This is a genomic window from Gracilibacillus boraciitolerans JCM 21714, assembly GCF_000521485.1.
GTDB classification, from domain to species: domain Bacteria; phylum Bacillota; class Bacilli; order Bacillales; family Amphibacillaceae; genus Gracilibacillus; species Gracilibacillus boraciitolerans.
The window spans coordinates 15,361-28,225 of the sequence record NZ_BAVS01000017.1 but is presented as its reverse complement, the minus strand read 5'-3'; the positions used below and the strand labels follow the sequence as shown (position 1 = coordinate 28,225).

Annotated in this window: 11 protein-coding genes and 2 pseudogenes; 8 read left to right on the top strand and 5 right to left on the bottom strand. The window is 37.3% G+C overall.

What is annotated here, in order from left to right; all coding sequences use genetic code 11:
- The first annotated feature begins 1 nt into the window (after position 1).
- From JCM21714_RS11260 to JCM21714_RS21535, 4 genes are all read left to right on the top strand, one after another.
- Positions 2-508, top strand: coding sequence for a hypothetical protein (locus JCM21714_RS11260; RefSeq protein WP_035724410.1), 507 nt, complete (start codon positions 2-4; stop codon positions 506-508).
- A 37-nt stretch (positions 509-545) separates the two neighbouring features.
- Positions 546-722, top strand: coding sequence for a hypothetical protein (locus tag JCM21714_RS20165; protein WP_158413503.1), 177 nt, complete (start codon positions 546-548; stop codon positions 720-722).
- Complete coding sequence (locus tag JCM21714_RS11255) at positions 719-1,249, top strand: hypothetical protein (protein ID WP_052000538.1); 531 nt, start codon at positions 719-721, stop codon at positions 1,247-1,249. Before JCM21714_RS20165 ends, JCM21714_RS11255 begins: the two co-directional genes overlap by 4 nt.
- Before the next feature lie 172 nt (positions 1,250-1,421).
- Positions 1,422-1,568 carry a hypothetical protein gene (locus JCM21714_RS21535; protein WP_235182780.1) on the top strand — a complete coding sequence of 49 codons (147 nt, stop codon included), beginning with the start codon at positions 1,422-1,424 and terminating at the stop codon, positions 1,566-1,568.
- 98 nt (positions 1,569-1,666) lie between these two features.
- On the opposite strand, the gene JCM21714_RS11250 is transcribed toward JCM21714_RS21535, so the two are convergent.
- Positions 1,667-2,188, bottom strand: coding sequence for a tetratricopeptide repeat protein (locus JCM21714_RS11250; RefSeq protein ID WP_035724408.1), 522 nt, complete (start codon positions 2,186-2,188; stop codon positions 1,667-1,669).
- 282 nt (positions 2,189-2,470) lie between these two features.
- On the opposite strand from JCM21714_RS11250, the pseudogene JCM21714_RS19290 reads away from it, so the two are divergent.
- Positions 2,471-5,859, top strand: a pseudogene (locus tag JCM21714_RS19290) (endo-1,4-beta-xylanase); the annotation flags it as partial.
- A gap of 42 nt (positions 5,860-5,901) precedes the next feature.
- Entirely contained in the window at positions 5,902-6,120 is a 219-nt protein-coding gene (locus tag JCM21714_RS23050) for an LPxTATN C-terminal sorting signal domain (RefSeq protein WP_268748347.1), read from the top strand.
- A 69-nt stretch (positions 6,121-6,189) separates the two neighbouring features.
- On the opposite strand, the pseudogene JCM21714_RS11240 reads toward JCM21714_RS23050, so the two are convergent.
- A pseudogene (locus JCM21714_RS11240) lies at positions 6,190-7,688 on the bottom strand (malate:quinone oxidoreductase).
- A 436-nt stretch (positions 7,689-8,124) separates the two neighbouring features.
- Between JCM21714_RS11240 and JCM21714_RS21530 the strand changes: the two are divergent.
- Positions 8,125-8,346 (top strand): hypothetical protein, encoded by a 222-nt coding sequence (locus JCM21714_RS21530; protein ID WP_235182779.1) that lies wholly within the window; start codon positions 8,125-8,127, stop codon positions 8,344-8,346.
- A 121-nt stretch (positions 8,347-8,467) separates the two neighbouring features.
- Here JCM21714_RS21530 and JCM21714_RS11230 read toward each other — a convergent pair whose 3' ends face one another.
- Positions 8,468-9,889 carry a Glu/Leu/Phe/Val family dehydrogenase gene (locus JCM21714_RS11230; RefSeq protein WP_035724405.1) on the bottom strand — a complete coding sequence of 474 codons (1,422 nt, stop codon included), beginning with the start codon at positions 9,887-9,889 and terminating at the stop codon, positions 8,468-8,470.
- 517 nt (positions 9,890-10,406) lie between these two features.
- Between JCM21714_RS11230 and JCM21714_RS11225 the strand changes: the two genes are divergently transcribed.
- Positions 10,407-10,862, top strand: coding sequence for a CBS domain-containing protein (locus JCM21714_RS11225; RefSeq protein ID WP_035724462.1), 456 nt, complete (start codon positions 10,407-10,409; stop codon positions 10,860-10,862).
- Positions 10,863-11,267: 405 nt separating this feature from the next.
- Here the strand turns inward: JCM21714_RS11225 and JCM21714_RS11220 are convergent, their stop codons facing one another.
- Positions 11,268-11,489, bottom strand: a complete 222-nt coding sequence (locus tag JCM21714_RS11220) for a hypothetical protein (protein WP_035724403.1) — start codon at positions 11,487-11,489, stop codon at positions 11,268-11,270.
- Positions 11,480-12,451, bottom strand: coding sequence for an MFS transporter (locus JCM21714_RS11215; RefSeq protein ID WP_035724399.1), 972 nt, complete (start codon positions 12,449-12,451; stop codon positions 11,480-11,482). The genes JCM21714_RS11220 and JCM21714_RS11215 overlap by 10 nt, the downstream gene beginning before the upstream one ends.
- Positions 12,452-12,865: the final 414 nt, after the last annotated feature.

Sequence of the window (12,865 nt, the reverse complement as noted above, 5' to 3'; positions counted from 1 at the left end):
CATGGGAAAAAACAGCGCCATTTCAGCACAATTTGAAGAAGGAAAAAAGCTGTTTATGAAAGGAACAAACGGTGATAAAAAAGCAGTAAGAAGCGCCTATGACATTTTTTTAAAATTACGTAACGACATGTCAAGAGATGCACTTCTTGAAGCATATTATGGCAGTACGCTTGCACTGATAGGCAGAGACGCTGTCCAGCCTATTGAGAAAGCAGATAAAGCACAGGAAGGGCTCGATACATTGAATCAAGCAGTTACTATGGAACCCAATCAGAAGGAAATTCGCTTATTACGCGCGAATGTCTGTCTTCGCCTGCCTGAATCCTTTTTTCATTGTTCACAGACGGCAATCGACGACTTTTCCTTCTTGTTAGCTCAATATCAAGCAGATCCCAATTACCTTAGTAAAATACAAGTCACAGAAATAATCAAAAACTTAAGTACTGCATACCAACATGCAGGCAGACCACACGAGGCAAAAGAAGTATTGCAGCGTTTATCTAAGTAAAAGGTCCGCAAAATATACAGATGGGAGGAATTAGCAATTGGTTAATACAGAGGAATTAAATACCGAAGAAACGCTTAAGAGAATTATACAGCTGCACAAAGAAGCGGTGGCTGGGAATGAAACGGCTGTACAGGACTTGCATATGATACTGGAGCAGTTGCGCGACAACTATTCAGACAATCCTCTATTGAAGGCATACCATGCAATACAATGATTTTAATTGCCCGAGATAATACAAAGCCATTAGACAAACTACGATGGTCCAAATCAGGACTGAAGCTGCTTGATGAAGCAGTACATGCTGCACCTAGGGATTGGATGATCCGCCTATTACGCGGGAAAACCGCTTATATGTTACCTGAACAACATTTCCACCGGGCACATACCGCCATTGAAGATTATACCTTATTGATTGACCAAAATATGCTTCACGATCAATTTCTAGAAAAAAATCAATATATGCAACTTATTTACGAGCTTGGAGAAGTATATTATCGAATCGGGCAAAATCAAGAGGCATCAAGGTGTTGGATCCGACTTCAACAGCTAACAGAGGATTCTGATTTTATACATCTCCTTCACTTAAAACTCAAAAAGTTAGAAGGTAAACCAGCTGTGGAAAACATTCCACACATGGACCGTCCTTCAACGATTTTACTAAAAAAGACAGTCCGTGCAATGGGAAATGAGTTTCAAAATTGGGTTGGGAACCAGAAAACGGGCACTTCCACAAAAACTTGAAAAATGTAATGAAAATTCTGTTTGTTAATGTTTGGATTAGAGCTTTGGTTGAAGGGAGGTGACATAAATGTCAAAAGAGGCACTTAATACCATGGCAAAAAATGTAAAATAGCAATCTCAGCCCATTATTGCCGACGCTCTGATTACTGGAATAAGCCGTATTCGCAGTGAGATGGATTATGCAGTAAACGGAGGCGCACAGTCTCCTAAAATGCTATTAAAAAAACTGTCAACTACTTTGAGGAATGGAGCGATAGCAGCTGGACAAGAGGCGGTGAAAAGTGGATTCGCAAGCATAAAGAAACAAAGATCATATTAGCAAATCGTATGCATAACGATAGAGGAAGACCTCCATCCAATGGAGGTCTTCTGCATGTCATACAAAGTATCTATCATAATAATTTTCATCTAAGTTAATTATCCTTCTACTTGTTGCATTAATTCTGCTATTTGTTTACTTTTTGGCTCTAATTTTGCTGCCTCTTTTAAAGCTTCTTTCGCTTTTACAGGCGCCGCTATTTTGATGTAGGATCGAGCTATAGATATCCATAGCTCGATATCATTCATTCCTTGGTCAATACAATATTGAAATTCCTTAATGGCTGCTGCTGGATCACCGCCAAGCATATCTGGTGTATTTAATAGTTTTGAACCATTCATCCTTCTCGCCATTGGCAAGGTATGATCTAATTCAAGTGCCATATTAATTTCTTTTTCTAACAATGGGAAAAGCTCAATTTTCTCCGTCAAACTCCATACCGCATCTATCTTCCGACCATACACCGCAGCTATCCATGCATGTGCCTCTGCACTATCTGGCTGCAAATTGATCGCTTCCTTAAATAATTTCTCTGCACTCTCATACTTCTTATTGATAAACTCCTTATACCCAAGTTTAAGTAAATCTTGCGCTTTTTTATTCAGGTTGTTGTCTGACATGATAACTGTCCCTCCAACATCATTTCTGCTTTTCATGCTTAACCTATTTAAAGATAACCTCTTTATATATATATGCTTTGCTAATGAAGACGGTCTCGGCTAATGCCAATAACAATCTGACGATCAAACATATAACAAAAATAAGAAATATATTTATTTTTTAAAGTTTCTCCTTTAGTTTAATGGTTAAAGATTTAAAAATATCAAGTTAAACTATTTAGTGAAGGAGATATGTAAGCGCTCTATAAAACTGTTAAATTTAGAAATGGAGGAATGTAAAAAATGAATCAAAATTTCAAACAAATGGTATCGATACTTTTAGTATTTATACTACTTGTGCAGCCTGCTTTAAGTATACCGGCAGTACATGCAGCAGCAAAAGAAGATATACCCGTCCTTTTGTATCACCGGATTATGGAGAATCCAACTAACGAATGGACGGACACAAGTATTACTAAATTCTCAAAAACAATGGAATACCTTCACGATAACGGCTATCAGACTTTAACAGCAGAGCAATATGTATCTATTTTGGAAGGAAACGAAACAGCACCTGAGAAACCAATTCTATTAACCTTCGATGATGCAACTCCAGATTTTATTACAAACGCCCTTCCTATTTTAGAAAAGTATGATATGAAAGCTGTTTTATTTGTCATTTCTGATTGGATTGACAAAGATTACAGTATGTCTAAAAGCCAACTGGATAGTTTGATAGACAAACCAAACATTAGCATACAAAACCATACCTTTGACCACAGCGATAAGAAATGGGGGGGCAATGGTGTAGGGAATAATAGTACAATAACAGAGGCTGACGCTACTGAGCAAATAGAAAAAGCGAATCTTTACTTAAAGGAACTAACTGGACAAGACCCGATCCTTATGGCATATCCATACGGCAGCTATAATGATACAGCAAAGACAGTAAATGAAGCACAAGGGATTAAATACGCCTTTAAAGTAGGCTATCCGAATGATGGTGATTATGCGATGGGGCGTCATTATATCATGATGGATACGACATTAGCGGAAATTGCAGATTGGATCGGTGGACCTCCACCTGAAACTGAGACTGAACCGGAGAAAGAACCTGAAGAATCTGTTTACTACGAATCCTTTATGGATGGACAAGGCTTAGCGATACAATCAGGTGGAGTAACACTCACTCCTGTAACGGATAAAACTTTTGAGGGAAATGACGATGGGGCCGCTTTATATGCGACCAACCGCAACAACGATTATGATGCCATTGATTTTAATTTCGCTGACATTGGCTTGGAAAATGGCAAAACCTATACAGCAACTGTTACTGGATACGTAGACAGTGAAGAAGCTATCCCGGATGGAGGCCAAGCCGTTCTCTCAACCGTTGACAGTTATACGTGGTTATCAAACGTAAACTTTGTAGCCGGTAAAAGCTTCACTCTAACTAGTGAATTCAAGGTCAATACAGCTAATGATTCAAAACTGCGTGTGCAGTCGAGTGATGCTGGTAAAACAGTTCCTTTCTATATTGGAGAGATCGTTATTACTGAAAAAGCAACTCCAGTTGAAGAAGAGGAAGAGGAGCCTGATCAAGATAGACCTGATGCGAAGGAATTCACCACGATTGACTTTGAAGACCAAACAGCATCTGGATTTGAAGGTAGAAATGGTGGGGGAAACACTAACTGTAACCGAGGAGGCAAATCATACTGAAAATGGATCTTATGCACTAAAGGTGGAAGACAGAATGGATACTTGGCATGGACCGTCATTGCGAGTCGAGGAATATGTTGATCAAGGTCAGGAATATGATATCTCTGCGTGGGTAAAACTGATATCACCTGAATCTTCCCAACTACAGCTATCGACACAAGTAGGCGATGGTGACGGAGCAAGTTACAACAACCTCCAGGGAAAAACAATTTCTACAGAAGATGGATGGGTTAAATTGGAAGGCACCTATCGTTACAGCAGTGTCGGTGGAGAATTCTTATCTATTTATGTAGAAAGCTCAAATAATAGTACTGCTTCCTTTTATATTGACGATATTACATTTGAGCCAACTGGTTCTGGTGATGTAGAAGTTGAAAAAGATTTAACACCAATTAAAGAAGTATATAAGGACGACTTTCTAATTGGAAATATCATTTCTGCTGGTGATTTTGAAGGTGAAAGATTAGAGCTGTTAAAGATGCATCATAATCTGGTCACAGCAGAAAACGCAATGAAACCGGGTTACGCCTATGATGATAATGGAGAATTTGATTTTGAAGCTGAAGATGCCCTTGTACAGAATGCACAAAATGAAGGTTAAACCTCCATGGTCATGTTTTAGTATGGCACCAGCAATCCAATGAAAGGTTACACTCTGATGCAGACGGTAATCCATTAAGTCGGGAAGAAGCGCTTGCAACTTAAGAAATCATGTAAAAACAACAGTGGAACACTTCGGTGAAGATGTTATTTCATGGGATGTAGTTAATGAGGCAATGAATGACAATCCGCCAAATCCATCAGACTGGAAGGCATCCTTACGTCAATCAGGCTGGTACCATGCCATTGGCACCGATTTTATTGAAGAATCCTTCCGGGCAGCCAAAGAAGTGATTGATGAGAACGGATGGGATATCAAGCTTTATTACAATGATTATAATGATGATAATCAAAATAAAGCAGAAGCCATTTATCAAATGGTCAAAGAAATCAATGAGAACTATGCAGCAGAAAACAACGGAGAACTACTTATTGATGGAATTGGAATGCAAGCACACTATAATTTAAACACAAATCCAGAGAATGTAAGAAGTTCAATGGAAAAATTCATTTCGCTAGGTGTGGAAGTCGGTGTAACGGAACTTGATGTTACAGCAGGAGATGACAACCAGCTTACAGATGAGCAGGCAAATGCCCAAGCCTATTTATACGCTCAATTATTCCAGCTGTATAAGGAACATGCGGATCATATCTCTCGTGTAACCTTCTGGGGATTAAATGATGCTACGAGCTGGCGAGCGGCACAAAGTCCATTGTTATTTGACAAAGATCTGCAAGCTAAACCAGCTTATTATGCAGTAATTGATCCTGATGCTTTTATTGAAAGCTATAATCCGCCAGAAAAGACAGTCAATCAAGGAGATGCAACGTTTGGAACTCCTGTTATGGATGGAGCGATTGATGACATTTGGGCCAATGCACCAGAACTTCCGATTAATCGTTATCAAATGGCATGGCAAGGAGCAAGTGGTGTAGCAAAAGCATTATGGGATAACGAAAACTTATACGTGTTAGTACAAGTAAGTGATTCAGAGCTGGATAAATCTAGTGAGAATCCATGGGAACAAGATTCCATTGAAGTATTTTTCGATGAAAATAACGGTAAAACCTCTTCTTATCAAGAGGATGACGGGCAATATCGCGTGAACTTTGATAATGAAACATCATTCAATCCTGCAAGCATTGCCGAAGGATTTGAATCGGTTACCCAGGTTAGTGAAAGTGGCTATTTAGTAGAAGTAAAAATTCCATTTAAGAGCCTCACACCAGAGGAAAACGCTAAAATTGGTTTTGACATCCAAATTAATGATGGCCAGGATGGAGCGCGACAAAGTGCAGCAACATGGAATGACACAACTGGTGCTGGATATCAGGACACTTCCGTATTTGGTGAACTAACATTAGTTGGTGCACAGGAGGCACCTGAAGAGCCTGTAGAACCAGAAGAGCCCATAGAGCCAACTGAACCGGAACAGCCTGAGGAAACAGAAGAACCTGTTGATTCTGAAGAGCCGACTGATTCCGAAAAACCAACAGAAGAAAAATCAACAGAAGAAGAGGATCATGAACTTCCTGTTACTGCTACAGATACATTCCAATATTTATTAGCTGGATTACTGATTCTAGTAACCGGATTAGCACTATACCTGTTTAAAAGAAGAAGAGTGTAATAGCAAGAAGGAGAGGCTGTAACCCAAACAGCCTCTCCTTCTCTCTTTACTTATATAAAAAAGATTTATCTAAAATTCCCGCTCTAATTGAAGCGTTTCAGATGTCCTAATATGAATATCCTCTATCAGCTTTGGATCATCAAGTAAGGATACTCCATAGGAAGGAATCATTTCCCTGATTTTTGGCTCCCATTCTTTAATATGCTCTGGGAAACATCTTTCCATTACATTAAGCATCACAGAAACAGCCGTAGATGCCCCCCCTGGAGAAGCTCCCAATAATGCAGCAATTGAGCCGTCCTCAGCACTTACTACCTCTGTACCAAATTGAAGCGTTCCTTTGCCTGCATCTGTATCCTTAATAACCTGAACACGTTGACCTGCCACTACAATATCCCAATCTTCACTCTTGGCATTGGGAACAAACTCTCGAAGCTCTTCCATTCGTTGTTCCTTAGACAGCATAACTTGTCCCACTAAATATTTTGTTAACGCCATATTTTTGGCACCTGCCGATAACATCGTTGTAAGATTATTTGGTTTGACAGAAGAAATTAAATCAAGCATCGATCCTTGTTTTAGAAACTTAGGAGAAAATCCTGCATATGGACCAAACAGTAATGTTTTTTATTATCAATAAACCTTGTGTCAAGATGTGGTACAGACATTGGCGGGGGGGCACCAACCTTAGCCTTTCCATATACCTTCGCATGGTGTTGCTCTGCTATTTCCGGCTTATTACATACTAAAAAGAGACCACTTACCGGGAATCCGCCAATATGCTTACCTTCTGGAATACCAGACTTCTGTAATAAATGCAGACTTCCTCCGCCCGCTCCAAGGAAAACAAACTTCGCCGTATGTCGTTCTGTCTGACCATTTTCATTATTACGTACTTTCACTTCCCATGAACCATCACTTGTACGTTGCACGTCATCTACCTGATGTTGGTATTTGACTTTTACATTTTGCTCTTCCAAGTGTTTAAACAGCTTGCGGGTTAAGGCACCAAAGTTCACATCTGTACCAGAGTCTATTTTGGTTGCGGCAATTGGAACACCTTGTTGTCTTTCTTGCATAATCAGTGGTATCCATTCCTTTAGTTGCTCTGGATCATCCGAATACTCCATTCCTTTGAACAATGGATTGTCTTTCAATGCTTCAAAGCGTTTTTCCAAAAAAGATACATTCTTTTGGCCTTGTACCAGACTCATATGTGGTAAAGACATAATAAAGTCCTGTGGATTACTTATCAAATTAGTATTGACAAGGTGAGACCAGAACTGCTTCGAAACTTGAAAATCTTCATTAACTTTTAGTGCTTTACTAATATCCATCGATCCGTCCGGTTTTTCTGTAGTGTAATTGAGCTCACATAGTGCGGAGTGACCTGTTCCGGCATTATTCCATTCATTGGAACTTTCCTCGCCTGCACTTCCAAGCTTTTCAAATACAGTAATTTCCCAATCTGGTGCTAGCTCTTTCAACATCGAACCTAACGTCGCACTCATAATACCTGCGCCAATCAAAATAACGTCTGTTTTTGTATTTGTAGTTATATCGCTCATAATGACCTTCCTTATATCATAGATTTGTAGATAATGAAACGAACTGAATTCTCCTTAAAAAATAAAACAAAGGATTAGTTAAATCACCATTTATTTGACCGTCTCCATTTAAACGTTCGCTACTATAGCTATTATATAATAGTTAGAGCTTATTTTAAAGTTAGGGATTGTATAACATGTCAGTATTTATCGTCATATAACTAGGAAAGCGTAATCATTTAATTGGAATTTCAACTTTTAAGCATAGGTCGTCCTAGTGATTGCATATATATAAACTATCAACTAGCGAGGAGCGTGTATATGCATAAACAAGTTTCGTCTTATCAGCTAATTAGATATGGTGTTGGTTATGTCTTTGTGATTTCTGCTCTTATGAAGTTAGTATTTGCTGACTTCACCTCGGCATTTGCGGGTTTTGGAATCCCCCTATCCTGAAATGGCAGTATTACTGGTCGGCTTGACGGAGTTAATAGGTGGTATATGCATTATCTGTAATTATTATGTAAAAAAGGCGGCCATCCCTCTTTTAGTCATCATTATTGCTGCGATTATTCTTGCAAAAGTGCCTATCCTTTCTTCAGGAATATTCCAATTTGCTTTTGAAGTAAGATTAGAAATTCTTATGGTTCTGCTACTCTATATTCTTTGGAAGCATTAACAAGAGTTAATAAGTCATTTATTTTCTAGAGATTTTCAAAACACATGTACACCATCTGTCAGCAAAAAGAAAACCCCCCCTAGCTATAGGGGTTTTCTCTACATGTAATGAATGATAATTTCTAAAATAATTTCCCTTGTTTATATAGCAGAGTGAATAATTTCTTGGTGGCATGAAGATAGCATGTGTAGCGAATGCCTTCCAGCTTACGTTCAAAGTAATCATTAAATACTTTCTCACAACTTTGGGTCATTTGCATAGACATCTCTCTTAGGGTTTCTTCATTAGTAAAGAATTGCGTTATCCTATCCTGTTTCCATTCCAGATACGAGACCATCACACCACCAGCATTGGCAAGGATATCGGGGGGGATAATGATTTTTCCCTTCTCATTTAGATATTGATCTGCGGCAGCGTCGATCGGTGCATTTGCTCCTTCCACCAAGAGTTCTGCCTTTATAGCTCGCATATTCTTATCTGTAATCTGCCTTTCTGCAGCTGCCAAAATCAATACTTCCACATCTAGGGTCAATATGTCTCCTCTACCTTTAATATCAGCATACACTCCGATATTTTCTAATTCTCCCTTTGATTCAGGCAAATGTCCGTTTTTATTTTGATAGGTAATTAACCCCGGAATGTTTATCCCATTTGGATTATAAAGCGTTACATTATGATCACTGACAGCCACTACACGATGCTTTAATTCTTTGCTCGCGTAAGCTTCCAATGCAGCAACAGAACCAACATTGCCAAACCCCCCCTGAATCGCTATCGTAATTTCTTCTTCATCGACATGCTTTTTATAAAGAGATTTTAGTTTTTCATACTGTGTTTTATGGACCTTATCTACTTCATTAAAATGTAATGACTTTTGCTTACCGATCCATTCGTGAAGCAACCAAAAATAACTGAAAAAGGTTCCCTTTCCAGTTGCTTCTCTTCGGCCTTTTGCTCCTCCATTATCAACGCTTTTTCCAGTGAATGCACCTAGATAATTTTGACCGGGATGGATGGTTTTGTATTCCCCCCCGACCATCCAATCCATTATTTTTTCATTTGTACCCATATCTGGAGCTGGTATATCATGTGTAGGTCCAAGGTCAGGAGCAAAGCGTTGAACATATTTCTTAGAGATAAAATTCAGTTCCCTGTCAGAGTAATCATTTGGATTTACGACAACGCCACCTTTTGCTCCTCCAAAGGGAAGATCATGGAGTGCATTTTTCAAGGTCATTAAAACCGCTAAATTCTCGACTTCCTCCTCATTAACTGATTCATTAAAACGTATCCCGCCTTTGTAAAAACCCGCAATATTATTATGCTGGATCCGATAGGCGGGGGGGATCCTGACAATTCTTCCATCATCTTTAGAAACTCTAATATAACTTTTGATGATCTTATCCGTTGTCGTAAGAATTTCTTCAACCGACGCAAAAGTTTTCTCCCTATTTTCTCCTTGTAGTTGAGTAATGAACAACTCATCCTTTTGTAAATCCTGCAGCGTATTTTTAATAATTCTTTGTGTTTGTGCTAAATCCATTATTTTTCACTCCTTATTTATTTGTAATAGTCACTCCCCCCCTGAATAGACCTGTCTAGCACATCCACTCCTACCATCAACGTTTATATAAGAATTACCCAAATACATAGAATGACCAGTTAACGCTAGCGCTTTATTTTCCACGATTTTTCTATTCTTTATTACCATTGCCATTAATTAAATTTATTAAACTGAATTTTGAAAACTGAAGAAAACATAAAAATTTTATTTTAAAAATATTCAATCTAAATTCAGTTTATGATAATTATATGATGTTAATGCAGGTCACTAGTATACCTATCATCGCACTACTCAATGATGACTTTTTCTTAATAACCTCCACGTATTAAGTAAGTTGTAATTTATAAGCAAAAAAAATTTTCTATTGTATCAATGGGCTTTCTGGATGTCATTTCAATGATGTTCTGCAAATTTTAAAGCCACGAGGTTACTTTTTGGCTAAAAGGTATTATAATAGGAGATAGAGTTAATTATGATAGAAAAAGGATGTTTTAAAATGAATGCTGAATCAATTATGAAAACACAGGTAATCAAAGTAATGGAAGACAGTACGGTTCGATCTGTTATTGAAAAATTTATTAAGAACGGGATTAGCGGACTTCCAGTTGTAAATGATCAAAATGAGATCGTTGGTTATATAAGTGATGGTGATATCATGCGATATGTTGGCAAACATAAAGAAAATGTAGTAAATGCGTTGTATTTTGTTAATGTTCTCCAGGGTGATGATGATAAGTTTGAAGAAAGAGCTAAAAAAATACTTGATTATAACGTGATGGAAGTCGCACGTAAATCAGTTTATACTGTGAAGTCAGACGAAGATATCGAAGAAATAGCACGAATTTTAGGAAAAAAACAAATTAAAAAATTACCTGTTGAACAAAACGGGATATTAGTAGGGATTATAAGTCGTGGAGATGTAATACGTAATGCCTTTAGTTACTTATTGTAAAAGGTAACCATTAATTTCATAAAAACTGTTTACTATTATTATTTATCCGTTAAAACACATATCAGGTTTGACAGTTTCCCAAGAAAAACTCTCCCGCGACCTTATTTTATAAGGATTTGGAGGGTTTTTTCATTATCAAAAGTTGAGTACTATTTTTATTTTCTCTATTTGCATTAAAATGTTTTATATTTTTTTGTAACTATTTCATTTTCCGTTCGAAATCCATATACTCATACAGCGTTTCAGTGAATTTATCTCGCTCATAACGATTTTTTAATAAAACGTTTACAAAAATTTTTTTATCTGTTATAATGTAAGCAGTTACATTGTTGAATTATTAAATAATAGCAATAAAAAATGAGATAAGAAAGTTTCCCTTCTCACCTCATTTATAAGTTTCAATAATTACATTAATTTCTTTCCTGGTACAGCCGCTTTGTTTGGTTTTACAAATTTCACTTGATACAAAGTTTTCAGGATTAAAATCACACCAACAATCAATAATACGATAGCCATAACAGAATAGGAATAATTTACGCTTCCGTCTCCAAATGTATTACTAATAATACTATGAATATGTGGAGAACTGAATTGACCTAAATAGATAAAGCTTTGAACTACTGCCATGCAATCATTGCCTGGGCTCCGCTTGCCAAATTTGATACTCCGTCAAATATAACAGGTACTAAGCTTCCGTAACCAAACCCAAGAATGAATACACCCATTCCAACTAAAATCATAGATGGTGTAAAGACAATCATGGCAAATCCAATGCCCATGAGCATAACTTGAACAGGTACATACGCAATCTTAAGTTTTCTCTGAAATCTTGCAAGAGTCATTCCACCAAGAAAACCACCTAATGAACATGCGGCAATAATAATTCCCGTTAAAATCGTGTTTGTTATATCATTTTCCTGCAGATATAATGCCATATTAGAAGGTATTGAATAAAAGACAACAAATAAGAGAAACATCATTATCGCGTAAGTCGCCAATTTAGCTTTAGGAATAGCAGCTTGTTTTCCTGACTTGGTTTTGCTGCGAACTGGTGCTTTTCGCGGAAGATATGCCACAACGAAAATCATAACGATTGCTCCAATTCCGTATACATAAAATGTTGCATTCCAACTAATGGTTGCTAACACACCTGCAATCATGATAGCGATGATAGCACCAAGGTTTGTCGCGGCACTTACCATACCCATCATTCCTGTACGTTTTTCACCATCATAATTATCAGATACAAGAGTTGTAGATAATGGCATCATTAACCCGACTGATATACCTAATAGTGCACGAGTACATAATAGGATAAACATATTAGGAGCAAAACCACCACCAACTCCAGCTACTAGATAAAGAACTAACGAGAACAATAGAATAGCCTTTTTAGAAAAGTATCGACATAAGAATCCTGACACAAATGCAAACGGGATCATGAAGGCTGCATGTAGACTAGTTAGTAGATTGATTTGAAACCCTGAAGCATCTGGAAAGGCAACTGCAATAGAACCAATAGCAGGTGCGATGATAGCTCCAGCCATAACAGTAATAAGTGAAACAGATAATATAGCGTATTTTAACAAAAAACATCACCTCAGCAATTTATTTTAATACTATAGAAATAAAAATGCTCAAGTAAGGATAAAATCATATAGGAAGAAATTCATTATCTCAAGAATTGATTGGATCAGTACGGAGAATTTGGAGATATATAAATTAATAGATATTCGGTCATAAAAAATTCTAAATTTTAGTTTTTAGAACTTGTTCGACTGCTTTCTTATTTAAGCATAAAATGAGATAGAAGTCAATGTGTCAACCCGTATAAAACCGCTTACTCCAACAACTCACTAAACTATTTTGTTATAAAAGGTATTGTAAAGACTAGTAACCGGAACTTATTTTTAAAAAAATGATTTATTCTAATATATTCATAGCAATCATTAGATAGTTTAATAGTTCATATCCAACAACAACTCAAGTTGCAGACAGTCTGC

Bases quoted from the DNA above. Each gene is read 5' to 3' on its own strand.
- JCM21714_RS11220 (WP_035724403.1), bottom strand. From the start codon at position 11,489: ATGGCAGTAGTTCAAAGCTTTATCTATTTAGGTCAATTCAGTTCTCCA.
- JCM21714_RS11225 (WP_035724462.1), top strand. From the start codon at position 10,407: ATGAATGCTGAATCAATTATGAAAACACAGGTAATCAAAGTAATGGAA.
- JCM21714_RS11260 (WP_035724410.1), top strand. From the start codon at position 2: ATGGGAAAAAACAGCGCCATTTCAGCACAATTTGAAGAAGGAAAAAAG.
- JCM21714_RS11230 (WP_035724405.1), bottom strand. From the start codon at position 9,889: ATGGATTTAGCACAAACACAAAGAATTATTAAAAATACGCTGCAGGAT.
- JCM21714_RS11255 (WP_052000538.1), top strand. From the start codon at position 719: ATGATTTTAATTGCCCGAGATAATACAAAGCCATTAGACAAACTACGA.
- JCM21714_RS21530 (WP_235182779.1), top strand. From the start codon at position 8,125: ATGGCAGTATTACTGGTCGGCTTGACGGAGTTAATAGGTGGTATATGC.
- JCM21714_RS21535 (WP_235182780.1), top strand. From the start codon at position 1,422: ATGGATTATGCAGTAAACGGAGGCGCACAGTCTCCTAAAATGCTATTA.
- JCM21714_RS11250 (WP_035724408.1), bottom strand. From the start codon at position 2,188: ATGTCAGACAACAACCTGAATAAAAAAGCGCAAGATTTACTTAAACTT.